Raw genomic sequence first — 22,628 nt, 5'->3', positions numbered from 1 at the left:
CGTTGCGTCTGTCCGGCATGCCGGGTGCACCGGCATCGTCTCGTTGAAACCGAGTCTAGCATGGCTCGCCGGAATAGAGTGTCGCCTGCTTGACAATCTTTGACGATCGGCAATGCTGCCGGGCATGACGATTGCCGAACTGCCCTTGCTGGAGAGTGACGACTGGTTCGGTGCACTGCCGGCCGCGCGGCGACGGCTGATCGTGGATCAGGCACGGGTGCGAAGCGTCGCGACCGGGGAACTGGTCTATGCCGCGGACGATCCGCCTAATGGCCTGTGGGCGGTGCTTGAGGGGCAGGTGCGGCTGATCGGGCATCTGGCGAGCGGCGTCGACCTGCTCGCGCTGATCCTCCGGCCCGGTACCTGGTTCGGCGAGCTCTCCACCATGGATGGCCGGCCCCGCCCGCACGACGCGATCGCCTATGGCGCGACGCGGCTGCTGCATCTCTCGCAACCGGTGTTCAACCGGCTGGCGGCGGACGAGCCAGGCCTGTACCGCGACATCGGCCTGCTGGTCTGCGCGCATCAGCGTACCGCGCTCGCCTTCATCGCGCAGGGCCTGTCGCAGTCGGTCACCACCCGGCTCGCGCGAACCTTGCTGCAGGGGGCGGAGGTGTCGGGCAGCGATGTGCTCAACATACGCCAGTCCGATCTCGCCGGCACGATCGGTGTGTCGCGCCAGACGCTCAACAAGGAGCTGCAGCGGCTGTGCCGCGCCGGGCTGATCGAGCTCGCCTATGCCCGCATCACACTGCGCGACCGCAAGGGCCTGGCGGCGATCGGCGACGATTGATTTTGCGGCGGTGCACCATTCCGATTGCCTCGCATGGCGATGTCGGCGACAATTGCCCCGATATCAGAAGAATCCGATCGGACTCCAATGCCTCTGTCGACCATCCCCGCGAGCGGGACCGCACCCGCGATCGCGATCCTCAACGCGCATATCGACCGGCTGAGCGAGCGCTTCGTCGCGCGCCGCGCACTGCTCGAACTGATCATGCTCGGGTTGATCTCGCGCGAGCATGTGCTGCTGATCGGCCCGCCCGGCACCGGCAAATCGGCTGCGGTGCAGGCGGTCGCCGGGGCGATCGACGCGACCACCTTCGAATATCTGCTCGGCCGCTTCACTGAGCCGTCCGAACTGTTCGGTGCGCTCGATCTCAACGCGCTGAAGGAAGGGCGGGTCGAGCCGGTGACCAGCGGCATGCTGCCCCAGGCCGACGTCGCGTTCCTCGATGAGATCTTTCTCGGCTCGACCGCGATCCTCAACTCGCTGCTCAAGATCCTCAACGAGCGCACCTATCGCCGTGGCCAGTACAGCATGGTCACGCCGCTGATCTCGTGCGTTGCGGCATCGAACGCATTGCCCGACGATCCGCTGCTCGCGGCATTCGCCGACCGCTTCCTGATCACCATGTTCGTCGATCCGGTCGGGGAGAATGAACTGCCCGAACTGCTGCGCACCGGCTGGCGGCTCAGCGCGGGCGACCCCGATCCGATCCCGCCGGTCGACAAGTCGGTCATCGCCGATCTTCACCGCGCCGCGTTGCAGGTCGATATGGGGCCGATCGGTGAGACCTATGCGCATATCGTGCGCAAGCTCAGGCTGGTCGGGGTGACCATGTCGGATCGCAAGATCGTCAAGGCGCAGAAGCTGATTGCCGCCGCGGCGCTGCTTCGCGGCGAGACGGTGGCGGGGCCGCAGGACCTGTGGCCGATCACCTATCTCGTCCAGGACAAGGCGCAGCAGGCCGAGGCGAGTGAACTGCTCCATGCCGAGCTGAAGGACAGCTTCAATCCCGTGCTGACCGATAGCGTGGCGAAAGCGACCTATGGCCCGACTGCGCACGCCGCGTATCTGACCGAACAGGCGACGCATCTGCTCGAGACGCGGCCGGCGCTGACCACTGACCGGCTGTACGAGATCTGGCTGGTACGGCTGGAGACGATGCTGATACGGATCGACGCGGCGTTCGACAGCGAGACCTTGCCGCAGCAGTTGCGGGTGCTCCGCGCGAGCCTTCAGGCCGTACTTGAAACGCCGCAGCATAATGGCCCGGCGGACAATCCCATCCCGGGCAGTACCGTGGCTGAGCCTGCCTGACATGCACTGGTGCCGGACCGCACCGGTGCAGGAGGTCGGCGCGCTGATCGTGATCGGCGCCGACGCGGTCGATCGCGTGCTCGATACGCTGGCGTTCAAATCCGCGCTGTTCGCCGCGCTGCAGGTCGATCACGGCGCGGACTGGATCGCGATATTCGCCGCGCCGCTGGCCGGTCCCGGACCGGAGCGGATGCTGCCCCGCCTGACGGATGCGATCGCCTTGTATGAGGAGGCGCCGGGCTGGTGGTTGCCGGTCGGAACCGAGATCGGCGAGCCTGCGCATGTCCGGTCGGCGCTGCGCCAGGCGCTGTGTGATGCCCATGATCTGGACCCGCCGGCGATCGTCGTGCCGCGCTTCACCGGAACTGCGACACGCGCCGATCAGGCGGACATCTATGTCGTGCGCGATCCGCGGCCCTTCTCCTCGTTCGATGCGCCTACGCTTGGCCGCCGCGGGGCGGTACCGGCATGACTGCCGTGCCACGGGAGAGCGATGCCGCACCACCGGTACCGGCCGCCTATGCGGCGTTCCTGCCGGTGCTCGAGCAATTGTCGGTGCCGCTGCAACGGCTGCTGCGCGGCCAGCTGGCGCAGTTCGAGCGGCTGATCGGCAGTGTCGATGACCGCGACCGCCGCGACACTGGTGAGTTCGAGGGGTTGGGTAGCCTGACCACGCGCGGCGACATCGCGCATATCGTGCAGAGCGAGCTGCTGCTGCGGACCGAAGCGCCGCTCGAATTCCTGCGCCGGTTGGCGGAGGGGGAAACGCTCTATCATGAAAAGGATTATGCCGATCCGGGCGCGAAGCCGGTCTATCGGCTGACCGTCTCGGTCGGGCCGGCGCTGCTCGGTCATGGCCGTGTCCTCGCGCTCGCCGCGATCTTCTTCATGGCGCGGGTCGCGGCGATCCGCGGCGGCACGCTGCACTGGTGTTTCGTACCGCGTGCGGACGGTGCGGTATGGTTCGAGGAAATCTCGGTCAACACGATCAAGCGCTTCCTGCGTGCAGCGAGCTATCGCGAAGCCACGACTGAGGATGTGGCGGAAGCGCACCAAATGTGGGAGCGTCTGACTGCGGTGGATCGGACCGGCGCGGGGGCGCGGCCGATCGACTGGGTGGTTGGCGTGCGCGGATCGCGCGGGGTATCGGCTCGCGCGGTGGACACGGCGCATCATTCGCTGGCCATTGCGCTGCGCCCGCCGATTGCAGGAGAAACGCGCGTCGCCGAACTGACCGTCCGCCGCAAGGGCCAGAACGGCAAGCGCGCGCTGATCGATTTCCCGTCCGACACGGTCTGCGTGTCGGCACTCAACACGCCGTTCGCACCGCTCAAGCCGGCCAGGGCGGCCGCCGCCATCGGCCCGGGCACGACGGGGCCCGCCGATCATGGTTGGGAGCCGCGCTATTTCATCGCGGTCCATGCCGGGGCGAAGCTGGTGCGCATGCGGGACGGCATTCTGGTCCTGCTCGCAGAAAAGCGGTTCGACTTCCCCTCGCCCTTCTTCGTGCCGCTGCCGAGCGATATCCAACTGGCCGGAATTCGGTTGAAGGACAGAAAGCTGTCGATTCTGGTCCAGGCCGATGTGACGGGCAAGGACGTGCTGATCCATGCCGAATTCGATCTGTCCGGAAGATCGGACCCTGCTCAGGCTCGTCAGGTGCGCAGAAAGGAGTCGGTCGCGGCGCATTTGTTCAAGGGCCAGCACCGCTTTGCCCTGCCGCTGCTGTTCCCCGGGCATGGCGTCAAATTCTATTCGACCCATCGCCGGGAGTTCGGCTTCGAATTCAATGACCACAACAAGGAAGCGGCGTTTCGCGTTCTGCACAACCGACCGCTCATCCTGTGTGCGACCGGCACGCATCGCGTGATGCGATCGGTCGAAGGCGATGACGCCTATTTGAACGTGCTCAGGGATAATGGCGGCCAGCTGGCAGATTATCGCGAAAGTGATGCACCGATCTCTCCCGATCGACTCCGCGGCCTGATCTATTCGGATTCACATCGCGGCCTTGCCTATAGCGTGACGCCAAATATCTGGACCATTCCGCTGCACCAGCGCGGCTGGGCGAGCGCGGTGGGTGAGCATGGCAGCCTGCAGTTCGACACCGCGCCTTATGAGGTACCGCTGATGGCCAAGACGGACGGCGACGGCGTCGTCGCGACGATCTGGTCGGATGCGCGGGCGGGTGGCGATGGTCATGTTCGCACGCTTCACCTGTCGAATGGGCAGCGCACGTCGTATGAAACGGTCCTGCGTACCGGTGCGGATGCAGCGAACATCGTCGATATCCGCATCACGCATGACGGTATCTGGGCGATGACAGTCGACGATGCCGGCGATCCGCAAGCCCTGCTCTGCTATTATCGCGACAAGCGTGGCGGGAAACATTTGTGCAGGCGTTTCGAACTCGATGCGCTGATCGACAAGGCAATGTCGATTGACCTTGGCGAGGTGATTCGTGGCTGACCGCAGCTTCGTCGCCGATCGCAGCCGTGCCGCAATCGATACGGCTTTCCCGGCCAGCCCGACCTTGTTGCACACCCGATTGTGCGACGGGCTGATGCTGATCGGACACGGAACGCCCGACGCGACGCGACTGCGGCCGTTGCGCGATGCGGTCACCGCGATCTGGTACGGTGCGCTTGGCGATGGCACGCAGATCGTGGTCATCGCCTTTGATTATGCAATTCCGATCGACCCGGATACATGGCCCTCGGCGCTGCCGCTGATCGTCGGCCGGGCCGACACCCTGACCAGCTATGCCAATGGTGCCGATCTCGCCGTCTCGGCCGGCACACGCGATGGCGCGGCATTGCGCCGGGTCGATATATGGTGGGGCGGGCGTCAGCATCTGATCGCGCTCGGCACGCTGATGGCGGTACCGATCGACATGTTATGGGATGCGCCGCGCATCACCGTGCACCGCTCGACCCTGCGCACCGTGGCGGTGGCGGCCGGTCAGGCAATTGCCCAGGACGGCGCAGCGCCGGTGTCGCGCACGCAGATCCTCCCGACCGGCGATGGCATTGCCGCATTCGATGAAACCACCGCTGCGCTGCGTGACCTGGAAGAGCGCACTCGGCTCGGGGCGATCTTCAAGCAGGCGCTGGCCGGTCTGTTCGGCCGGCGCGCGGTCGGCAAGGGACAGGGGGGCGGGCCAGGAGGCGCTGCACCGCGGGAACGCGGACCGGGTGTGTTCGAAAATCTCGTCGGCTGGATGCGCTGGCACAGTCCGTTGAGCAAATCGCTGATCGCTCAGTTCGGTAACCGGCTCGGCATGGTCGAGAAGCTGCTTGCCTCCGGCGATATCGACAGCGCGCTGCGTCTCGCACTGAAGCTCGGCAAGGAAAATGCCGGAAAATCGCGCAGCCTGTTTCCCAATCGTCTACCTGACATCCGCGCCAGGCTCGACTTTTCGTTCGGCGGTGGCGGCTATGCCATGCCGATCCTTGGCGGCGACAGCTATCATGCCCTGCGCACGCGCTATGCCGAGCTGGCCAAGAAGCTTGAGCGCGACGGCGATTTCCGTCGCGCCGCCTATGTTCATTCGCAGCTGCTGGAGGATCACCGCACTGCGGTGCTGACGCTCGAAAAGGGTGAATTGTACCGCGATGCGGCCCGGCTCGCGCTCGATGCGAAGCTCGAACCGGCGCTTGCGATCAGGATGTTCTACAAGGCAGGTGAGCTGGATACGGCATTGGCGCTGGCGCGGCGCACCGGCTGCTTCGATCAGCTTGCCGAGACCAGCCGGACCGGTCATCCGGATTTCCACGCTTATGTGATCCGTGCCTGGACCGATATGCTCGTCGCGACCGACCAGCCGCTGCGTGCCTTGCAGGTGACTGACGCGATTGCCGATGTCGCAGCGCCCGATCCCGAACTGGTCGCGGCGCGGCGGCGCTGGCTTGGCGCGACGCTGGCACTTGAGGCAACGCACGGCTTCGACAGCGAGACGATTGCCCGGGCGCTTGTCACGGCGCGCTGGAACGGGGAGGATTTTGCACCGCATGGCCTGACTGATTTCCCGTTCATGAGCGCGATCGCCGGCACCGGGGCGTTCCCGTCCGTGCTGCAGCAAGTCCAGGATCTGGTACGGCTCGACGCGGCGGATGCGCGCGGGAAAATGCTCGACCTGCTCCACGCCTTGACTCGTTTTGCCAAGCCCGAGCGCGAGGAACAGGCAGGATTCTGGGGCGGGCCGGCGGCGATCATCGTCGAGGTTTTCGCCCGATCGCTGCTGGAGGCCGCGTCCGATGCCCTGACCCCGCGTGATATGGAGGCGTTGCGTGGACTGCTGGGCATGGCCGATCTGCATGTGTTCGCCACCGATCTCGGCAAACTTGCCAAGCTGCATGTCGCTGTGTCGCTTGGCTATGAAAGCTGGCGTTTGCCGCCGGCGACATCGACTGCTTCGCCGATCGCGCACGGCTGCCTGCTGCATAATGGCACGATGGTCGTATGGCGGGAAAATACGCTGCTGCAGCTGCTCGATCCCGAGGGACGATCGCTGTGGCAGGACAATGTCAGCGATATCGTCGCGCTGGTTGCGGTCGGCTCCAGTCCCAATGTCATCATCGTGCAGCGTCCGGACGACGGAGCCAGCCTGCTAACTCGCTTCGCCAGCCACCGGCGCAGTTTCCATGCGATCGGCCGCGTAGATCTGGTCGCGCATCACGATGTAACGTCGGAGGGACAATGGATGGTGCAGATCGGCGGCGAGATCGGTGCGATCGATCTGTCCGGTTTGTGCGCCGACGTGCCCGGGGTCGAATGGCTCTGGTCCTGTGCGTTGACCGATCGGTTGCGGGCGATTGCCTTTTTCCACGATCCGGCCGCGCCCGCCTGGATCACCCGCAGCGCTCAGCGCGGCCGGACGGGGCTGCTCGAACTCTGGTCGCTGCGGCATGGCGGGGACTTGACCACGCAATTGTGCAATCCGGCGCCGGGGTCGATGCGCGCACCCTATCTGGCGCCGCGCGACTGGTTCTGGTCCGCGCAGCATGGCAACAACCGGATCGAGGCGGCCGATGCGCCGAATACCGTGATGCCAAGCGTTGCATGGAGCGAGCTGGTCGAACGGCAGATCGCCGCAGTGATGGCCGACCGGCACGAGGTGCTGCCCGGGTTCGATACGTTCCAGAGCGTTGATTTCCACCGTGCCCGGGTCACCTTCACTGCCGTCGATGGTTCCGCGTCCGCTACGATCCAGGTGCAGGGCGCGGCGAGCAAGTCGGCACGGATGACGATCGAACATGATGTCGAGATGCAGCTGACACTGATTGCGCGCGGCATGACGATCGGGCGGTCCGGCAACACTGGCGAAGCGGTGGACCAGTCGGCACGGGTCCTGCTCGCCGATCCGCATGGCCGCCTGTTGCGAGTCGACGTCGCGGCGAAGCGCGTCACGATACTTTGAGCAGGCAGCGCTCAGCCTGCTGGCAGTACCGCGGTCGCCTCGATCTCGATCTTCGCCGCGGCTTCCATGAGCGCAGTCACGGTGACCACCGCCATCGCCGGATAGTTGCGCCCCATCTGCTCGCGCCAGATTGCCCCGATCTCCGCTTGCGCAGCGAGATAGGCGTCGCGGTCGGTGATGTACCAGGTGAGGCGAACGATGTGCTCGGGGCCCGCATCGGCAACCGCAAGGATCGCGCGGATGTTGATGAGCATCTGGCGGAACTGGCCGGGCAGATCGTTGGTGGCGATTCGTTTCTGGTAGGAGCGGATCGTCTCGCCATTGATATGGACCGCGATATCGTCCCAATGTGCGAAGGCGTCGCTGATCAGCGCGGTTTGCGTTCGAACAGGTCGATCTCGCATGCCGGGGCGCGCAGCTTCATCGAGATCGCGAAATACAGGTCAGAGGGGCCGCCGCCGAGGCATGCGGCCTTCATGCTCGCGCCCACTCTCTTAATCTGAAGCGCTCGATCTTGCCGGTCGCAGTCTTGGGCAGGGCATCGACCAGCAGGATGCGGCGGGGATATTTGTACGGCGCGAGCAGCGCTTTGGCGTGCGCTTTGAGCGCCTCGCAGTCGCACGCCGCGCCGGGCGCGGCGACGACAAAGGCGACCGGCTTGGTCAGCCCGTCCGCGTCGGGTGCGCCGACCACCGCGACTTCGCCGACCGCATCGTGGCAAGCGAGCGCGGCTTCGATCTCGAATGGCGAGACATAGATGCCGTTGACCTTGAGCATGTCGTCGCCGCGGCCATGATAGACGAAGCGCCCGGCTTCATCGCGGTGAAACCGGTCGCCGGTCCTGACCCAGCCGTCCACGAACACCGCGTCGGTCTTGTCCGGCTTGTTCCAGTAACCGAGCGCGCGGGTCGGGCCGCGCACGAACAACTCGCCGACTTCGCCCATCGCGACGGCCGTGCCGTCTTCGGCGCGCAGTTCAAGCGTGTAGCCGGCGACCGGGCGGCCGGTGGTGCCGGGTTCGATCTCGCCCGGGCGATTGGCGAGGAAGATGTGCAGCATCTCGGTCGATCCCATGCCGTCGACGATCGGCACGCCGAAGCGCGCCTGCCAGCGGCGGCACAGCTCGGCGGGGAGCGCCTCGCCGGCCGAGACGCACAGCCGCAGCCGATCCATGGCCTGGGGTGGGACGTCCGGCAGGGCAAGCAGCGCGGCATAGAAGCCCGGCACGCTGTAGAGGACGGTCGGACGGTGCGCCGCCATGCGCGCGAGCACCGCCGCCGGGGTTGGCCGCTCCGCCATGAGAATCGCGGTCGCACCATGCCACAGCGCGAACAGCACCGAATTGCCGAAGCCGTAACCGAAGAACATCTTCGACACCGAGAAGGTCACGTCTCCGGGCGACAGTGCCAGCACCTCCTGCGCGAACAAGCCGGGCGCGGCGATCATCGCGGCGTGCGCATGCATCGTGCCCTTGGGCTGGCCGGTAGTGCCGGAGGAATATTGCCAGATGCACACATCGTCCGGCGTGGCCGGCGCGGGCAGGTCGATCGGCGTCACATCGGGCAAGTCGTCGATGATCATCGTATCGGGCACGATCAGCCCCTCGAAGCGCGGCAGGGCGGCCGGTGAGACGAGCAGCAGGCCCGCGCCGCTATCGTCGAGCAGGTAGCGATACTCGGCGGCGCTGAGCTGTGGATTGACCATCACCGGCACCACCCCAGCCCAGATCGCGCCGAGGCAGGCGACGACAAAGTCGATACTGTCCTCCGCGCAGAGCATCATGCGTGTACCCGGTGCGACGCCGCGTGCGCGCAGCACGCCGGCGAAGCTATGGACGCGGTGGATAAGCCCGGCATGGCTGCACGTGCCGCGATCGTCGATCAGCGCGATGGCGTCGGGCCGGTCGCGGTTGCGTTCGAGCAAGGCGGCGGCGGCGTTGACGATCATGTCACCGCCGCGCGGACATGGAAGGCGGGCTGGTCCCAGCTGCCGCTGGCGAGGATATCACGCAATGCCTCGACCGCGTGCCATACATCGGCATGGGCAGTGTAGAGCGGGGTGAAGCCGAAGCGCAGCGCATCGGGCGCGCGGAAGTCACCGATCACGCCGCGTGCGATCAGCGCCTGCATCACGGGCCATGCACTGGCGTGACGCAGCGACACATGGCTGCCGCGTGCGGCCGGATCACGCGGCGTCGCAAGAGTCAGGCCGAGCCCGGTGCAGCGCGTCTCGACCAGCTCTATAAAGGTTGAGCAAAGCGCCTGGCCCTTGGCGAACAGGGCCGGGCGATCGACCGCGAGAAACAGGTCGACCCCTTCCTCCAACGCGGCCATGCCGAGGATCGGCGGCGTGCCGCACAGGAAGCGGGCGATGCCCTGGCCGGGGGCATAATCGTCGGTGAAGTCGAACGGCGCGGCATGGCCCATCCAGCCCGACAGCGGCGATCGCAGCGCGGCTTGATGCCGCTCCGCGACATAGAGAAAGGCGGGCGCGCCGGGGCCGCCGTTGAGGTACTTGTAACCGCAACCGACCGCGAGATCGGCATTCGCAGCGTTGAGGTCGACCGGGACGGCGCCGACGCTGTGGCTCAGGTCCCACAGCATCAGCGCGCCCTTCGCCTGCGCTGCGCGGGTGATGTCGTCCATGTCGAAGCGCGCGCCGCTCTGGTAATGGACATGAGTCAGCATGACGACCGCGACGCTCTCGTCGATCGCATCGACGATCTCGTCGCGCGACACGGTGCGCAGTTCGCAATCCGGCAGGGTCGCGGCGACGCCTTGCGCGACATAGAGGTCGGTCGGGAAATTGCCCGGCTCGGACAGGATCACGCGCCGGCCCGGCTGCGCCTGTACCGCGGCGACGAGCAGCTTGTAGAGATTGACCGAAGTCGAGTCCGCGACCTGCACTTCGTGCGGTGCGGCGCCGATGATCCTGGCGATCTTGCCGCCGAGCCGGGCCGGCGCACCGATCCAGTCCGCTGTGTTCCAGCTGCGGATCAGGCCCTTGCCCCATTCGTCACGTACCGTCGCGGCGACGCGCGCAACGGCCGCATGGGGCAGTGCGCCGAGCGAATTGCCGTCGAGATAGATCTCGCCCGGCGGCAGGTCGAACGCGTCGCGGCAGGCGCGCAAGGGGTCGGCCGCGTCGCGCCGCTCCATCTCCGCCAGGGTGAGGCTCACAGGCGCGTCCTGACGGTGAGCAGTTCGGGGAAGAAGGTCTTCTCCAGCACCTTGGCGAGGTAATGCACGCCCGCGGTGCCGCCGGTGCCGGTCTTGAAGCCGATCACCCGCTCGACCGTCTTGAGATGGCCGAAGCGCCAGAGCTGGACGTGATATTCGATATCGACGAGCTTTTCGGCGAGCTCGTACAAGTCCCAATATTCTTCCGGGCTGGCATAGACCTGCGCCCAGGCGCGCTCGACTTCGGCCGAGGCGGTGTAGGTTTTGGTGAAGTCGCGGTTCAGCTGGTCAGCGGGGATCGCGAAGCCGCGCCGGGCGAGCAGGCGCAGCGCCTCATCGTACAGGCTCGGCGCTTCCAGCGCGGCCTGCAACGTCGCGTGCACTACAGGCTCATCGACATGAAGTGCGACCATGTCGGCATCCTTGTTGCCGAGGATGAATTCCATCTCGCGATATTGATCGGACTGGAAACCCGAACTGGTGCCGAGCCGGTCGCGCATCCGGGTGTAATCGGCCGGGGTCATGGTCGCGAGCACTTCCCAGCTCTGGATCATCTGCGCCTGAATGCGCGCGACGCGCGACATCATCTTGAAGGCGGGGCGCAGATCGTCGACAACGACATGCTCGCGCGCCGCGCGCAGTTCGTGCAGCGCCAGCTTGAGCCAGATCTCGGATGCCTGGTGGATCGAGATGAACAGCAGCTCGTCATGCGCCTCGGACAAGGGTGACTGGCAGGCGAGCAATTCGGGCAGGCGCAGATAGCTGCGATAGGTGATGGTGTTGCTCATCCGGGCTCCCTGTTCGGATGCAGGCTAGCGCGGATCACGGCAACCATTGTTCCACCGATTGCCTGTCAGATGCTATGCGTGCAAAACAAATGCTCGTTAAAGTTGATTCTGACAGAATATCATTCTGCACCGAGCACATTTGGAGGGTTGGTCATGGACCGCATCGATCACGCGATATTGGGCGCGCTGGAGACTGACGGTCGGCAATCCTATGCAACGCTAGCGGAGAGCGTCGGCCTGTCCAAGACGCCGTGCTGGAACCGGGTGCAGGCATTGGAGGAAGCGGGGATCATCACCGGCTACCGCGCCGACATCGAACCCGGCCGACTCGACCTCGGCGTCACCGCATTCGTCCAGGTGATGATCGATTCCGCCTGTCGCGAGGCGTTCGAGGCGGCGGTGCTGGCGGCGCCTGCCATCCTGGAGTGCCACACCATCGCGGGGGAGGCGGATTATGTGCTCCGCGTGGCGTGCCGTGATGTCGACGATCTCGACCATCTGCTGCGCTTCGATATTGTCGTCCTGCCCGGCGTGCAGCGATCCTCGACCATGATCTGCCTGAAGACGGTCAAGCGCGGCGGGCGTGTTACTCAGGCGGCGTTGTCACGCGCACGGTCGCCCAGGGGCTAGGGCTGGGCAGCCTGGTTTTCGATCGCGTCGCCCCAGTGAAATGCTGTTGCGGGCCGGCATTGCTGGCTGTTCCTGGCTGTTAATTCCGGAAAACTATTTTTGCTGGCTGTTATGTTGGACGCTGGGCCCAATATTTCTGCTTGTTTTCATGAACTTGTGGAGGAATTGGCGATTATCGAGAACAGCCAGGTAACAGCCAGCATAACAGCCAGGTATCAGCCAGCCTAACCGGCGATAACAGCCAGCCTGTGACATTGGTTTTTGCGACGATGAGAAAGAGCAGGATGGGGCACCATCAAGCGCTCCGTCCGGTTTCTGTCCCATGATCGCGGCCACAATTGAATCGCCGGTTTCAAGCCGGTTATCTGCCCCGTTGGCGTCGGGTCATGACCCGACCCCAACAGGATCAACGCTTCAACAACGTTCCAACGTTCCGATCCCTCCATCCTGCAAGAGCGAACAGAGAGGTTCGGTCAAGCCGCTGCCTCCAGCGCCAGCAGGCGGCGCTTGCGCTGCACGCCCCAGCGATAGCCGGAAATGCCACCGTCTGCCTTGATCACGCGGTGGCAGGGAATGGCAACCGCGATGCGGTTGGCGGCGCAGGCCGCGCCGACTTCTTGCGCGGTGGCGGGAACGGCGAGCGTCCTGGCGAGTGCGCCATAGCTGCGCGTCTCACCGGCCGGAATTGCGCGCAGGGCCTGCCACACCGCCAGTTCCTGATCGCTTCCGCGAAGGTCGAGCGGCAGGTCGAGCGGCCGGCATGGCGCGGTGAGCCAGGCAGTGATCGTGCCGATCGCTTCGGCGACCGCGCCACTGTCCTCGACCAATGCCGTGTCAGGCAGGCTGCGGCGCAACTCACGCCCAAGGGTAGCGGAATCGTCGCCAATCAGGATCGCGGCGATACCGCGCGTGCTGGCCGCGACCAGCATGATGCCGAGGCTGGTCGGGGCAAGGCCATAGCGGATCGTTTCGGCGGTGGCGTTTGGTGTCGTCCGTGTCATTGGAAGTTCCTCGACTATGTGTCGTTCCTTCTGACAGTTCCGACGGCCGGGCGCGTCCCGCCGCTTGCGCCCGAACCAACCCTTCGCCGCGCTGCGACCTAAGATCAGGCATCGGCGCGCGCGTTGCGGCGGATGGCCAAAGGCGGCTGGCCAAAGGCGCGCAGAAAGGCGCGCCGCATTCGCTCGCGATCGGCAAAGCCGGTTTCGCGCGCGACGATATCGACCGGATGGCGGCCCTGCTCCATCATCAGCCGAGCCGCTTCGAGCCGCAGATTCTCCACTGCCTTGGCCGGGGACTGGCCGGTTTCGGCGCGAAAGGTGCGGCTGAACTGGCGCGGGCTGAGATGTGCTGCCTCGGCCAGCGTCTCGACCGGCAAGGGCGCGGCCAGGTTACGTCGCGCATAATCGAGTGCGCTCTGGATTCGGTCGGATTTCGGTTCGAGTTCAAGCAGCGCGGAATATTGCGACTGGCCGCCCGCGCGGCGATGATAGACGACCAGCTTCTTCGCCACCGATCGCGCGATATCGCCGCCAAGATCTTTTTCGACCATCGCCAGTGCCAGATCGACGCCCGCGGTCATCCCCGCCGAGGTCCAGATATGATCATCGATGATGAAGATGCGGTCTTCCTCCAGCTTCACCTTGGGGAACGCCGCCTCGAATTCACGCGCGAGCAGCCAGTGCGTGGTCGCGCGCCGCCCGTCGAGTAGTCCGGCCTCGGCAAGGATGAACGCGCCGGTGCAGATCGCCGCGACACGCCGCGCCGCGCCCGGCGTTGAACTGGCCGCCGAGCGGACATAAGCGAGCAGTCCCGGCGACGTATCGGGCACGTCGACGCCGCCGCAGACCAGCACCGTGTCGAAATGCGATGCGTCGAACGCTGCGCTGTCCATGCCCGGGCCGATCGAGCTCGGCACCTGACCGCCATGTTCGGAGACGATGCTGACATCGTAGAGCGGCTCGCCGGTAGTGATGTTGGCGAATTCGAACACCGACAGGGCGGCGAGGCTCATCATCTGGAAGCCGGGGAAAATGACAAAGGCGATGCGTTGCATGGCGATGAATCCGTCTATGTCCTAAAAGGTGGTATATATGACATTCAAGACATGAGCTAGTGGTCCTATCTCCACTCCACAAGGCCGGCGCCGTCGCCGGCCGCTCAAGGAGTTTCGAAATGACCAGCAACAAGGGTACCGCCGTGATTACCGGCGCCTCTACCGGAATCGGCGCGATCTATGCCGATCGCCTTGCCCGGCGCGGTTATGACCTGATCGTCGTGGCGCGTAGCCGCGACAAGCTCGATGCGCTTGCCGCGCGGATCACCAGCGAGACGGGGCGCTCGGTCGAGGTGGTTGCCGCAGACCTCGGCGACAGGGCCGATCTCGCCCGGGTCGAGACTATCCTGCGCAATGACGCCAGCATCACACTGCTGGTCAATAATGCCGGGATCGGTTCGACCGCGCCTTTGCTTGAGGCGAATGCCGACAAGATGGAGGAAATGATTACGCTCAACGTCACCGCGCTGACCCGGCTGACCTATGCGGTCACGCCCGGACTGGTGACGCGCGGCGGCGGCACGATCGTCAACATCGCCTCGATCGTCGCGATTGGGCCGGAAGTACTCAATGGAGTCTATGGCGGTTCGAAGGCGTTCGTGCTGGCACTCAGCCAGTCGCTGCACCATGAACTGGCCGACAAGGGCATCCGCGTCCAAGCGGTCCTGCCCGGCGCGACCGCGACCGATTTCTGGGATTTGGCCGGCATTTCGATCGCGCATCTGCCCGGCGAGATCGTGATGCGGGCGACCGACATGGTCGATGCGGCGCTGGCCGGGCTCGACCAGGGTGAGTTGGTGACCATCCCGGCGCTGCCCGATGCCGCCGACTGGAATGCGTATGAGGCGGCGCGCCAGGTGCTGCTGCCGAACCTGTCGCATGCCCAACCCGCCCCGCGCTACGCCGCCTGAGAGCTGAGCGTCCGACTTGGAAGGCCGTCCCGGATCAATTCCAGGGCGGCTTTCCGATGCCGGTGGATCAGCGCCGGTGGATCAGCGAATGACCAGTCGGACCAGCGCATCGACATGTGCCTCGATCGCCGCCGGATTGGTCGGGTCGATGCCCCAGGCGCGCTGTACCTCGGGCGCGAGCGTGTAGAAAAGCTGTGCCGCGCCGACCAGGATATAAACCAAAGCGGGCAGCGAGGCGAGCGGGATCAACCCTTCGTCCTGCAGCCACTGCACAAAGGCGCCCGATGACTGGCTGGTCCGGACGATGAAGGTATCGACCATCCAGCGGAAGCGTTCGGTGTCGCGACAGCTTTCCTGCACCATCAGCCGGGCATGCTCGGGATGCTCCGCCCAGTAATAGACGCGCTGACGCAGCATCGCGCGGGCATAATCCTTCTTGTCTTCGTAATCCTCCAGCCGGGGCGAGAGTTTGATCTGTTCGAACTGGCGTTCGAACAAAAAGGTCACCGCGGCGCGCCACAGTGCATCCTTGCTCTGGAAATGATATTTGATCAGCGCGTGATGCACATTCGCTCGCTCGGCGATCGCGCGGGTCGAAGTGCCCTCGAACCCATGGGTCGAAAATTCGTGCAGCGCCGCTTCCAGGATCGTGGCCCGGGTCGCTTCCTTCTGGCGCGCGCGCACGTTCAATGGCTGATCCTCCAGCGTGTGTCCGCGTTACATTCGCCAATCTGGCGAACGAAATCAACGCCGGTTCAGCGCTTGGCGAGATGCAATAGAAAGAAATCGCGGAAGGTGGCGATCGCCTGTTTCCCTTCGGGTGTGTCCTTCAGATACGTCTGGAAGACGTGTGGCATGCCCTCATAGAGATCAAGCACCGCCGAGCCTCCGCCTGCCCGGATTGCCTGATATTGCCGCACGAAATCGCTCAGCAGGACTTCGCGGGTGCCGCCCTGGATCAGGGTCGGCGGATAGGGTTTGCTGAAATCGCCATAGACTGGCGACGCCCAAGGATTGGTCAGCGCGCCGGGCGTCTTGCCGGCATAGAGGGTGAAGATGCCGTCGAGCGTAGCGGCCACGTCGAGCGCCGGTTCGAAGCCCGCGAGCGTTGTGCGCGTGTCGCCGCCAGTGCCCAGATCGGTGCAGGGCGAGAGCAGGACCAGTGCGCCCGGGATCGGCAGGCCCTCGTCGCGCAGGCGCAGCGTCCCGCCTGCGACGATGTTACCGCCCGCGCTGTCGCCGAACAGGCCGATCTGGCGTGGCCTGTGCCCCTGGGCGAGCAGAGCACGATAGAAGGCGACGAGCTGTGCGGTGACGCCGCGGAAGTCCTGCGCCGGGGCGAGCGTGTAATCGACCGAGATGACCGGCAGTCCGGTCGCCACCGCGAACATCGCCGCGCCGCTGGCGGTGGAGGCCGCCGATCCCTGCACCCAGCCGCCGCCATGGACATAGACGAGCAGCCTCCCGTCCCTTGCCGCGCCGACGGGCACGATACGCAGCACCGGCACGCCGCCGATCGTATCGGGCGTGATGGTCACGCCGGTACGTTTGATCGCATCGGCCATCTTCGCATCGGCATCCTTGACCGAGCGCGCATATTGCGCCGCGAAGTCGGTCGCGATCGCGGCGCGTGCCGGATAGGAAGCACGCTGTGCGGCCAGCAGTGGCGTCATGATCGCCTTGGCCTCGGGCGAGACGGCGGCGGGCAGCGCATAGCGCGGATCGTCGGCGGCGGGTGTCGGGACGGCCGATGTCGGGGTCGGGATTGGCGCTGGAATCTGCGCCAGCGCCACGAGCGGCAACAACAGGGCGGCGACCAGCGCCGGCATCGACAGAGTCTTCATGATCGATCCTTTCCCGGCGGACGTGCGCTATTTGCCCTTGTCGCGTTTCGCGTCGGCGACCTTTGCCAGTGCATCGAGCGCGGGGGAGGCCGAACTGCGCGACACCGGACCTTCGGCAGCGAACACCATGATCGGCCCCGTACCGGGCGCGAAGCGGCTCCAGGCCGGCAGGCCCGGCGCATTCGGGGTGCCGCCGCGCGCAAAGGCGACCCAATAATCGCCCATTGCCTTGGCCGTTTTGCGATCGGCGTCGGTAACGGCCACGCCGAGCTCATCGAGCGTGCCGAACACAAAGGGCAGTTCGGAGGCATGCGCCGCGCCTTTGACTGTCGCGCGCTTGCCTTCCGGCACATAGTCGAAATTATAGAGATAGCTGCGGTTGCGCGCGGTCAGCCCGGCCATGTAGCGCGCCGGCTCAGTGAACATCGCATCGCCCACCACATTGCGATCGAATGCCTCGGGCGTGCCATAAGCGGCCTTGACCGCAGCCAGGTCGGGGCCGAGCTGGGCGCTGAACATCGCCGTGATCGGCGCGCGCATCGCGGCGGGGGCGAAGGCGACCTCATCGCTGTTCGCGCCGACCAGATAGGGCACCGCCGCCTGCCGGCCGGCGAGGAAGATCGCATCCGGATTGCCGGTCACGATCCTGCCGTCGACCAGCGGCCCGGAATAGGTCGCCGCTTCGGTATTCAGCAGCGACATATTGCCACGCACCGTGTCGACCGGAATGGCGCGCAGCGCGGCAACGTCCTGAGCCGTGGCGCCGGCGCCGGTGGCGAATGCCGTACCCTTTGCCTCGGCTTCGGCGAGCGTCGGCGGGTGGTCGCGCCCGCCGCCCGATTGCGCGATCGCGCGGTGGAACAGGCCGCGTGCTGCTGGCGTGACCATCAGCTGGTTGACCGATCCGCCGCCGGCGGATTCGCCGAAGATCGTGACGTTGGATGGATCGCCACCAAAGGCGGTGATGTTGCGTTTGACCCAGTTGAGGGCGGCGATCTGGTCCATCAGGCCCCAATTGCCGGTCGGGCCAGTGCCCGCCTCCGCAGTGAGCGCGGGATGGGCGAAGAAGCCGAAGCGGCCAAGCCGGTAATTGAAGGTGACGATCACCACCCCGCGTTCGGCAAGATGTCGCCCGTCATAGACGCTTTGCGCAGCGGAGCCCGCAGTGAAGCTGCCGCCATGGATCCATACCATCACCGGCGCGCGCTTCGCTCCGGCCGGCGCCCAGACGTTGAGGAACAGGCAATCCTCCCCCTTTGGCTCCTTCGCCCGCGCCGCGTCCCAGTCGCGCCGCGTCTGCTCGCAATCGGTGCCGAACTTGTCCGCCTCGCGCATCCCCGGCCAGGCGGCGGCGGGTGCCGGTGTGCGCCAGCGGCGGTCGCCAACTGGCGGGGCGGCGTAAGGAATGCCCTTGAAGACGGTCAGATCGCCGCTGCGCTCGCCGCGCAGCATACCGCTGTCGATACGGACCTCCGGGGCGTCGGCTTTTGCTTGCGCCAGGGCCGGCGTGGCTGTGGCATGTGCTGCAGCCAGCGCGATCAGTCCCACCAAAAGCCCAGTGCCCTGCATCCGCCTCTCCCTCGCTCGCCTACACATTATGCACATGCATAATGAAAGTCGAGATCGATTCCGGAAGCGATGCGCGGATGAGGCCGCCGAACGATGCGCCCGAGGCTTAAGCGGCGGCCGGTTCTCGTGCGACTTCCTCGAACGCGTCGAGGATCGTCGGGATCAGCGCGACCGGTATGTCATGGCCCATGCCGGGGATCTCGCGCAGCTTCGCGCCCGGGATCGCCGCCGCGGTATCGCGGCCGCCCTCGACCGGGACCAGGGGATCGTCGACGCCGTGGATCACCATGGTCGGCGCGGCGATCGTCGCGATCAGCTTGCGCCGGTCGCCGCCGGCATAGATCGCCGCCATTTGCCGGGTGAAGCCGGCGGGATGGAAACTGCGCTCGAAATCGCGCTGGATACGTTGGCGCAGCAGCTCGGCATCGGCGGGATAGGCCGGGCTGCCGATCACCCGCGCGACGTTGATGCCATGGGCGAGGATCGCGTCGAGGTCAGTGCTGGTCGGCCGCGTGGTCAGTGCCGCCATGGCCGCGGCGCTGGCTTGCGGCACGGCGGGGTTACCGGTGGTCGACATGATCGAGGTCAGCGACAAGGTGCGCTCCGGATAGGTGGCGGCGAAGATCTGCGCGATCATCCCACCCATCGACCCGCCAAGGATATGCGCGCGCTCGATGCCCAGCGCATCGAGCAGGCCCTTCGCATCCGCCGCCATGTCGTCGAGCGTGTAGGGCACCGACGGCTTCAGCCCGGCGAACAGGGTTGCGGCGATCTGCATCAGATTGGGGATGCCCGCCGCGTCGAACTTGGCCGACAGGCCGACATCGCGATTGTCGAAGCGGATCGCGCGATAGCCGCGCGCGACCAGATCCTCGACGAACTGGATCGGCCATAAAGTGAGCTGCGCGCCGAGTCCCATGATCAGCAGGACGACCGGGGCGCCATCGGGGCCATGGCTTTCATATTCGAGTTCGATGCCATTGGCCTGGATCTTCATGCGTGCACTCCTTGCGGTTGCGCCCATCGCAGCCGCAAGGAACCGAGGCAAGCCGTCGCGTCACCTCATTGGGTATCATGCGCGGCGCGGCTGTCGCGCGGTGCCTGTGCCCGGTCGGTCAGGCCATAGTCGCGCGACACACCGGCGATGCGCAGGCGATAATCGGTGAACACGCCGGAACGGCCCTTCGCCTGAGTGGCGCGGTGGTCGGGAGTGTTGCGCCACGCCGCGACCGCCGCTTCGTCGCGCCAGAAGGACAGCGAGAGCAATTTGCCCGGTTCGGCCAGGCTTTCGAACCGCTCGATCGAAAGGAAGCCGTCGATCCGGTCGAGCTGTGGCCGAAGCCGGGCGGCGAGGTCGAGATAATGGTCGCGCTCGTGCGGTGCCGGCCATACTTCGAAGATTACCGCGATCATGGCCGCACCAAAGGCGCGTGCGGGGCGGAAGCGAGGCGCAGGAACAGCCGGTCCTCGCGCCGGATGAATTGCTCGCGCTGGCTGAACGCGTAATTCTCGCGGCCGCGCGGATCGTCGCGCAACCGGGCGCGATACGCTTCGTATGCGGCCAGATCCTCGATATTGTAGATGCCATAGGCGGTGGTCGCCGAGCCTTCATGGGGTGCGTAATAGCCGATCAGGTCGGCGCCGCAGCGCGGGATCGCCTCGCCCCAGTTGCGCGCATAGTCTTCGAACTGGCGGATTTTATAGGGATCGAGCTCGTAGCGGATGAAGCAGGTGATCATGTCGTGTCTCCGTTGATGCCGGGACAGTCAGTACAGCTTCGGGCAAGGTGATGGTTCGGCCGGGGCCGAAGCATTGCCGTCGGCATTGAGGTAGAGATCAGAACATCATGACGAGCATTTCCTCCCTGGCCGAGATCGCATCGCTGATCGGCGAACCGGCACGTACCGCGATGCTGGTGACGTTGCTGGACGGCCGCGCGCTGACCGCGGGCGAGCTGGCGCGCGCGGCGGGCGTGACCGCGCCGACCGCGAGCGGGCATCTGGCGCGGATGCTCGAGGCGAGCCTGATCGCGGTCGAGGCACAGGGGCGACACCGCTATTACCGCCTGTCCTCACCCGCAGTCGGCGCGATGCTCGAACATATGATGGGCGTGGCGGCGACGATCGGCGATGCCGGGCTGATCGCGCGCTGCCGCATCGTCACCGGTCCGCGCGACCAGGCGCTGCGCCATGCGCGAGTCTGTTACGACCATCTCGCGGGCGAGGTCGCAGTCGCCATTGCCGATGCGCTGATCGAGGCCGGACGGATCGATCTGTCGCGCGACGGAGCGGCGGTGACCGGCGAGGGGCTGGCATTCCTCGCTTCGGTCGGGGTGAAGCTCGAGGCCTCGGCGCCGGGCCCGGTATTCTGCCGCCCGTGCCTCGACTGGAGCGAGCGCCGTCCGCACATCGCCGGTGCGGTGGGGAGCGCGCTGTACCGCTCGTTGCTCGACCGCCATTGGCTGCGCCGGGTCGAGGGAAGCCGGGCGGTGACAGTCACTCCGGCCGGCGTGGCCGGGCTGGACAACCGGTTCGGGGTCCGGGTGTAATCCGGGGTATCGACCACCCTTTGATATGCATCAATGGGAACCACTCGCCGCACTGATAGTCTTTGTCCCCGTAACAATCGGCAGGCGAGGATCGATGAGCAATTGTGCGACCGGCGTTTCCGGCCTTGATGAAATCCTCGCCGGCGGTCTGGCCCGCGGGCGGCTGTTCCTGCTCGAGGGCAGTCCGGGCACCGGCAAGACCACCATCGCCAGCCAGTTCCTGATGGCCGGTGCCGCGGCGGGCGAGCCGGTGCTCTACATCACCCTGTCGGAGACCGATGAGGAACTGCGCAATGGTGCGGCCTCGCATGGCTGGACCTTTGGCAAGAATTTCGAGGTATTCGAGCTGGTTCCGCCCGAAAGCCTGCTCGACGAGGACCAGCAGCAGAGCCTGCTCTATTCCTCCGATCTCGAACTGGGCGAGACCACCAAGCGCATCTTCGAGGCGTTCGAGCGGATCAAGCCGTCGCGCGTGGTGCTCGACAGCCTGTCGGAAATCCGCCTGCTTGCGCAAAGTTCGCTACGCTATCGCCGCCAGATTCTTGCCTTGAAGCATTATTTCTCGCGCCACGAGGCGACCGTGCTGATGCTCGACGACCTCACCGCCGATGTGATGGACAAGACCGTGCACAGCGTCGCACATGCGGTGATCCGGCTGGAGGAATTGTCGCCCAATTACGGTGCGGAACGGCGGCGGATGCGGGTGCTGAAATATCGTGGCCGGCGCTATCGCGGCGGCTATCACGACTTCGTCATCGACACTGGCGGGGTGCGCATCTTTCCGCGGCTCGTCTCGGCCGAGCATAAATCGGGTTTCGAACGCGAGACAGTGGCGATCGACAATCCCGAACTCAACACGCTGATCGGCGGCGGGTTCGAACGCGGCGCGAGCACGCTGATCCTCGGTCCGGCCGGTACCGGCAAGTCGCTGCTTACGCTGAGCTTCGTGCAGTCGGCGGTCCGACGCGGCGAGCACGCCGCAATGTTCATCTTCGACGAGGAGCTGGGGCTGTTGTTCGAACGCGCCAAGGGGTTGGGCGTCGATCTGCAAGGGATGGTCGACAGTGGAAGGCTGGTAATCGAACAAATCGACGCGGCCGAGCTGACCCCGGGCGAATTCTCCGAACGCGTCCGCACCTGCGTCGAGAAATATGAAGCGCGCACCGTGGTGATCGACAGCCTCAACGGCTATCAGGCGGCGATGCCGGAGGAGCAGGCGCTGATCCTGCACATGCATGAGTTGCTGCAATATCTGAACCGCCAGGGCGTGATGACCTTCCTGACCGTCGCGCAGCATGGGTTGGTCGGCGACATGAAATCGCCGGTCGATGTCACCTATCTCGCCGACACCGTGATCCTGCTCAGATATTTCGAGGCATTGGGGCGGGTCCGAAGAGCGATTTCGGTCGTTAAGAAACGGACCGGATCCCATGAGGATACGATCCGCGAGTTCATGATCGGCGCCGACGGCATCACCCTGGGTGAGCCGCTGACGCAGTTCCAGGGCGTGTTGCGGGGCGTTCCGTCCCTTATGGGCGATGGCGAAGGATTGCTGGAGCAGAAAAAGGCGTGATCGTTTC

Annotated in this window: 21 protein-coding genes; 9 read left to right on the top strand and 12 right to left on the bottom strand. The window is 65.6% G+C overall.

Features of this window, described 5'->3' with window-relative positions; translation table 11 throughout:
- Window positions 1-124: 124 nt before the first annotated feature.
- The 5 genes from H3Z74_RS17290 to H3Z74_RS17270 all read left to right on the top strand — a co-directional run bounded on the left by H3Z74_RS17290 (window position 125) and on the right by H3Z74_RS17270 (window position 7,523).
- On the top strand, window positions 125-793 hold the full coding sequence (locus tag H3Z74_RS17290) for a Crp/Fnr family transcriptional regulator (RefSeq protein WP_187760815.1): 669 nt from the start codon (window positions 125-127) through the stop codon (window positions 791-793).
- A gap of 87 nt (window positions 794-880) precedes the next feature.
- Window positions 881-2,104, top strand: a complete 1,224-nt coding sequence (locus H3Z74_RS17285; RefSeq protein WP_187760814.1) for an AAA family ATPase — start codon at window positions 881-883, stop codon at window positions 2,102-2,104.
- Window position 2,105: 1 nt separating this feature from the next.
- Window positions 2,106-2,576, top strand: coding sequence for a hypothetical protein (locus H3Z74_RS17280; RefSeq protein ID WP_187760813.1), 471 nt, complete (start codon window positions 2,106-2,108; stop codon window positions 2,574-2,576).
- The gene (locus tag H3Z74_RS17275) at window positions 2,573-4,573 is read left to right on the top strand and encodes a hypothetical protein (protein ID WP_187760812.1); all 2,001 of its coding nucleotides are present in this window, start codon (window positions 2,573-2,575) and stop codon (window positions 4,571-4,573) included. The genes H3Z74_RS17280 and H3Z74_RS17275 overlap by 4 nt, the downstream gene beginning before the upstream one ends.
- Window positions 4,566-7,523 carry a hypothetical protein gene (locus tag H3Z74_RS17270; RefSeq protein WP_187760811.1) on the top strand — a complete coding sequence of 986 codons (2,958 nt, stop codon included), beginning with the start codon at window positions 4,566-4,568 and terminating at the stop codon, window positions 7,521-7,523. Before H3Z74_RS17275 ends, H3Z74_RS17270 begins: the two co-directional genes overlap by 8 nt.
- Before the next feature lie 11 nt (window positions 7,524-7,534).
- Here the strand turns inward: H3Z74_RS17270 and H3Z74_RS17265 are convergent, their stop codons facing one another.
- From H3Z74_RS17265 to H3Z74_RS17250, 4 genes are all read right to left on the bottom strand, one after another.
- Window positions 7,535-7,927 carry a RidA family protein gene (locus H3Z74_RS17265; RefSeq protein WP_187760810.1) on the bottom strand — a complete coding sequence of 131 codons (393 nt, stop codon included), beginning with the start codon at window positions 7,925-7,927 and terminating at the stop codon, window positions 7,535-7,537.
- Between the two features lie 70 nt (window positions 7,928-7,997).
- Window positions 7,998-9,470 (bottom strand): benzoate-CoA ligase family protein, encoded by a 1,473-nt coding sequence (locus H3Z74_RS17260; protein WP_187760809.1) that lies wholly within the window; start codon window positions 9,468-9,470, stop codon window positions 7,998-8,000.
- Window positions 9,467-10,681 carry a kynureninase gene (gene kynU, locus H3Z74_RS17255; RefSeq protein WP_187764381.1) on the bottom strand — a complete coding sequence of 405 codons (1,215 nt, stop codon included), beginning with the start codon at window positions 10,679-10,681 and terminating at the stop codon, window positions 9,467-9,469. Before kynU ends, H3Z74_RS17260 begins: the two co-directional genes overlap by 4 nt.
- A 17-nt stretch (window positions 10,682-10,698) precedes the next feature.
- Window positions 10,699-11,490, bottom strand: coding sequence for a tryptophan 2,3-dioxygenase (locus tag H3Z74_RS17250; RefSeq protein ID WP_187760808.1), 792 nt, complete (start codon window positions 11,488-11,490; stop codon window positions 10,699-10,701).
- 153 nt (window positions 11,491-11,643) lie between these two features.
- Between H3Z74_RS17250 and H3Z74_RS17245 the strand changes: the two genes are divergently transcribed.
- Window positions 11,644-12,120, top strand: a complete 477-nt coding sequence (locus H3Z74_RS17245; RefSeq protein WP_187760807.1) for an Lrp/AsnC family transcriptional regulator — start codon at window positions 11,644-11,646, stop codon at window positions 12,118-12,120.
- 473 nt (window positions 12,121-12,593) lie between these two features.
- Here the strand turns inward: H3Z74_RS17245 and H3Z74_RS17240 are convergent, their stop codons facing one another.
- Together H3Z74_RS17240 and H3Z74_RS17235 are read right to left on the bottom strand one after the other, a co-directional pair.
- Window positions 12,594-13,121 (bottom strand): methylated-DNA--[protein]-cysteine S-methyltransferase, encoded by a 528-nt coding sequence (locus H3Z74_RS17240; protein WP_187760806.1) that lies wholly within the window; start codon window positions 13,119-13,121, stop codon window positions 12,594-12,596.
- Window positions 13,122-13,225: 104 nt separating this feature from the next.
- On the bottom strand, window positions 13,226-14,176 hold the full coding sequence (locus tag H3Z74_RS17235) for a GlxA family transcriptional regulator (RefSeq protein ID WP_187760805.1): 951 nt from the start codon (window positions 14,174-14,176) through the stop codon (window positions 13,226-13,228).
- A 119-nt stretch (window positions 14,177-14,295) separates the two neighbouring features.
- Here H3Z74_RS17235 and H3Z74_RS17230 point away from each other — a divergent pair, with 119 nt between their 5' ends.
- Window positions 14,296-15,087, top strand: a complete 792-nt coding sequence (locus tag H3Z74_RS17230) for an SDR family NAD(P)-dependent oxidoreductase (RefSeq protein ID WP_187760804.1) — start codon at window positions 14,296-14,298, stop codon at window positions 15,085-15,087.
- An 81-nt stretch (window positions 15,088-15,168) separates the two neighbouring features.
- On the opposite strand, the gene H3Z74_RS17225 is transcribed toward H3Z74_RS17230, so the two are convergent.
- From H3Z74_RS17225 to H3Z74_RS17200, 6 genes are all read right to left on the bottom strand, one after another.
- On the bottom strand, window positions 15,169-15,771 hold the full coding sequence (locus tag H3Z74_RS17225) for a TetR/AcrR family transcriptional regulator (protein ID WP_229727095.1): 603 nt from the start codon (window positions 15,769-15,771) through the stop codon (window positions 15,169-15,171).
- 71 nt (window positions 15,772-15,842) lie between these two features.
- A complete protein-coding gene (locus tag H3Z74_RS17220) occupies window positions 15,843-16,931 on the bottom strand; it encodes an alpha/beta hydrolase fold domain-containing protein (protein ID WP_187760802.1) in 1,089 nt (362 codons plus the stop codon).
- A 27-nt stretch (window positions 16,932-16,958) separates the two neighbouring features.
- Window positions 16,959-18,500: a carboxylesterase/lipase family protein gene (locus H3Z74_RS17215; RefSeq protein ID WP_187760801.1), complete on the bottom strand. Its 1,542-nt coding sequence runs from the start codon at window positions 18,498-18,500 to the stop codon at window positions 16,959-16,961.
- Window positions 18,501-18,606: 106 nt separating this feature from the next.
- A complete protein-coding gene (locus tag H3Z74_RS17210; RefSeq protein ID WP_187760800.1) occupies window positions 18,607-19,497 on the bottom strand; it encodes an alpha/beta fold hydrolase in 891 nt (296 codons plus the stop codon).
- 65 nt (window positions 19,498-19,562) lie between these two features.
- The gene (locus tag H3Z74_RS17205) at window positions 19,563-19,913 is read right to left on the bottom strand and encodes an antibiotic biosynthesis monooxygenase family protein (RefSeq protein WP_187760799.1); all 351 of its coding nucleotides are present in this window, start codon (window positions 19,911-19,913) and stop codon (window positions 19,563-19,565) included.
- Window positions 19,910-20,239, bottom strand: coding sequence for an NIPSNAP family protein (locus tag H3Z74_RS17200; protein ID WP_187760798.1), 330 nt, complete (start codon window positions 20,237-20,239; stop codon window positions 19,910-19,912). The genes H3Z74_RS17205 and H3Z74_RS17200 overlap by 4 nt, the downstream gene beginning before the upstream one ends.
- 107 nt (window positions 20,240-20,346) lie before the next feature.
- On the opposite strand from H3Z74_RS17200, the gene H3Z74_RS17195 reads away from it, so the two are divergent.
- Together H3Z74_RS17195 and H3Z74_RS17190 are read left to right on the top strand one after the other, a co-directional pair.
- Window positions 20,347-21,048 carry an ArsR/SmtB family transcription factor gene (locus tag H3Z74_RS17195; protein WP_187760797.1) on the top strand — a complete coding sequence of 234 codons (702 nt, stop codon included), beginning with the start codon at window positions 20,347-20,349 and terminating at the stop codon, window positions 21,046-21,048.
- A gap of 94 nt (window positions 21,049-21,142) precedes the next feature.
- Window positions 21,143-22,621 (top strand): ATPase domain-containing protein, encoded by a 1,479-nt coding sequence (locus H3Z74_RS17190; protein ID WP_187760796.1) that lies wholly within the window; start codon window positions 21,143-21,145, stop codon window positions 22,619-22,621.
- Window positions 22,622-22,628 lie beyond the last annotated feature (7 nt).

The sequence above is a fragment of the Sphingomonas alpina genome, from assembly GCF_014490665.1.
Taxonomy (GTDB): domain Bacteria; phylum Pseudomonadota; class Alphaproteobacteria; order Sphingomonadales; family Sphingomonadaceae; genus Sphingomonas; species Sphingomonas alpina.
The sequence above is the reverse complement of the archived record's forward strand: the minus strand, read 5'-3'. Positions and strand labels throughout refer to the sequence as shown.